The sequence below is a fragment of the Halorubrum sp. CBA1125 genome, assembly GCF_009742825.1.
Taxonomy (GTDB): domain Archaea; phylum Halobacteriota; class Halobacteria; order Halobacteriales; family Haloferacaceae; genus Halorubrum.
In genome coordinates this window covers 1-2,907 of sequence record NZ_WPCE01000267.1, presented here as the reverse complement: position 1 = coordinate 2,907, position 2,907 = coordinate 1, and the positions used below count along the sequence as shown (strand labels likewise).

Below are 2,907 nucleotides of genomic sequence, written 5' to 3'. Positions count from 1 at the left end.
TCGACGCGGGCGCTCGCGGGGACGCCGTCGAGTTCGCCGCGCCCGGCGCGCCGGGCTCCAGCCGAATCGGGACCCCGCCGCGCGCCTGCGCGACCACGTCGCCGAGGCCGGTCCCGCACCGCACCTCCGCCTCGTGGGCGGCGCGGACCAGCTCGTTCTCGGAGCGTCCCCGGTCGAACGCCGCGTTCGCGGCCAGCGCCGTCCCGAGCGCAGCCGCCCCGGAGACCCCCGAAGCCGGCGCCGATCGGGAGGTCGCTCTCGACCGCGACGTCGACCGGCGACGGGGCGTCACGCGCTTGTCCCGCCAGCCCGAGCGCGTCGAGGACGTCTCGACCGGGTCGATCGTCGCCGGCGCGCCGTCGACGGTCCGGTCGCCGGCCGCCCCGTCGGCGGGCGACACCGCGAACGGTGACGCCGTCGGTCAGGGTCAAGCCGGCGCCGCGCGAGCCGGCGACCGCGGGCGCTCGTCCGGGTGCGCGCTGAAGAAGGCGGTGACGTGGCCGGGGACGAACGCGGACGCCCGCTGGCTGCTCATGCCCGGCCGGAAGCGCGGCCGCCGATTAACGGTTGTTATCTGCCGTCACGCCGCCGAGCGCGGTGCCCACGAGAGCGACGTCCCACGACCGGACGACCGGGAACCCGAGCGCGAGCGCGACGCCGAGCCACACCGGAAGCGCGAGCACCGCGAGGCCGATCCCGACGAGCCCGAGGGTCTCGCGGCGGCGCTCGGACAGCCGGTCGCGGACGGCCCACGCGACCAGACCGGCGAGGGTTGCGCTCACCGCCGCGATCGCGAAGACGACCGGCCACGGGACGGCGCCGGCGTCGAGGAGTCTGCCGAGGCTCAGCAGGGCGAGGAGCCCGATCGAAGCGTCCGCGAGGAGGGTCGCGCGGCGGGGGGACACGCCGGATCGCTCTCGGCGCTGGCTGATAAGCGATCGGGAGACGACGCGGACGGACGCCGCCGTCCGGGCGTTCCGCACGCGTTTCCCGTCTCGACGTTCCGCACGCTTTTCCCGTCTCGGCCGCCAACGGGCGGGTAACATGACCGATTCGGCCGCCGGGAGTCGCGGCTCGCTGCCGCCGGACCCGGCCGATCTCTCCGTCACCATCGTCGACGGCTACGTCGACGAGCCGGCCCACTTCGGCGTGCCGCCGTACCTCTCGACGTACCCGCGGTACACGGCGGGCGCGCTCGTCGACGCCGGCGTCCCCGAGTCGGGGATCACCTACCACACGATCGACGAGCTGCGCGAGGACCGGAACAAGCGGGCCGACGTCGCCGACGCGACCTGTTCGTCTACGTCGGCGGGATGACGGTGCCCGGCAAGTACGTCGGCGGGACGCCCGCCGAGCCCGACGAGGTCCGCGAGCTCGGCTGGACCGCGGACGGCGTGACGCTGCTCGGCGGCCCCGTCCGCTTCGGCGTCGGCGAGGAGAACGCGGGCGCGACCGAGACCGAGCGCGACGACCTCGACTACGACTTCGTCGCGATGGGCGACGTCGAGGCCGCCGCACACGACCTCGTCCGCGAGGGGTTAGAGGGGTACGGCAACCGGATGCGGACGAACGAGGAGGTCGACCGGTGGGCCCGCGAGGGGGCGTTCGTGGTCGAGCAGCACCCGAACCACCCCGACTACCTCATCTGCGAGCTGGAGACCTCCCGGGGCTGCGCCTACCGGTGTTCGTTCTGCACGGAGCCGCTGTACGGGGACCCGGCGTTCCGCGAGGCGGGGTCGGTCGTCGACGAGGTCGACGCGCTCTCGGACCGCGGCGTGCGGCACTTCCGGCTCGGCCGGCAGGCCGACATCCTCGCGTTCGGCGGCGACGGCGAGGCCCCGAACCCCGACGCCCTCCGCGAGCTGTACGGCGGGATCCGCGCGGTCGCGCCCGACCTCCGGACGCTCCACCTCGACAACATGAACCCCGTCACCATCGTGGACTACCCCGAGGCGTCCAGGGAGGCGATCCGGGTCATCGCCGAGCACAACACGCCGGGCGACACCGCCGCGTTCGGACTCGAGTCCGCCGACCCGGTCGTCCGCGAGGAGAACAACCTGCTCGTCACCGCCGAGGAGTGCCTGGAGGCGGTCCGCGTCGTCAACGAGGAGGGCGGCTGGCGCCCCGGCGACGACCCCGAGACGACGCCGAACGACACCAGCCGCGTCACCGGCCCGTCGACCGGCCCCGACGCCTCGCCGCGGCTCCCGAAGCTCCTGCCCGGGATCAACCTCGTCCACGGGCTCGCGGGCGAGCGCCCGGAGACGTACGAGCACAACAAGCGGTTCCTCCAGCGGGTGTACGACGAGGGGCTGATGCTCCGCCGGATCAACATCCGACAGGTGATGGCGTTCGCGGGCACCGAGATGGCCGAGACCGGCGCGGAGATCGCCAACGAGCACAGGGACCAGTTCCAGTCGTACAAACGCGAGGTCCGCGAGACGATCGACAACCCGATGCTCGACCGCGTGGTCCCGCCGGGGACGATCCTCCCGGACGTCCACCTGGAGTACCACCAGGACGGGAAGACGTTCGGGCGCCAGCTCGGCACCTACGCGCTGCTCGTCGCGGTCCCCGGCGAGCGCGAGCTGGGAACCGCGATCGACGTGGCGATCACCGACCACGGGTACCGGTCGGTCACCGGCGTACCGTACCCGCTCGACGTCAACGCCGCGTCGATGGACGAGCTGACCGCGATTCCCGGGATCAACCGGAACACGGCCGGCGACGTCGTCGTCGGGCGCCCCTACGACGCCCTCGACGACGTCGACGCCGGCGTCGCGGACCTCTCGCAGTTCGCTGTCGTCGACGACGTCGACGTCCCGATCCCGGGCCGCGACCGGGCGGGAGTCCGGGCCGGCCCGGCCGCGCGGTCCGGGCTCGGACCGCTCGCCGCTCGGCCGCGGC

At 74.1% G+C, this 2,907-nt stretch carries 1 protein-coding gene and 2 pseudogenes; 1 reads left to right on the top strand and 2 read right to left on the bottom strand.

Annotated elements, in window-relative coordinates; all coding sequences use genetic code 11:
• Both GJ633_RS15425 and GJ633_RS15420 read right to left on the bottom strand, forming a co-directional pair.
• Nucleotides 1-535, bottom strand: a pseudogene (locus tag GJ633_RS15425) (sugar kinase); the annotation flags it as partial.
• A 25-nt stretch (nt 536-560) separates the two neighbouring features.
• The gene (locus tag GJ633_RS15420) at nt 561-905 is read right to left on the bottom strand and encodes a hypothetical protein (protein WP_156589500.1); all 345 of its coding nucleotides are present in this window, start codon (nt 903-905) and stop codon (nt 561-563) included.
• Nucleotides 906-1,044: 139 nt separating this feature from the next.
• On the opposite strand from GJ633_RS15420, the pseudogene GJ633_RS15415 reads away from it, so the two are divergent.
• Nucleotides 1,045-2,907: pseudogene (locus GJ633_RS15415) on the top strand (radical SAM protein); the annotation flags it as partial.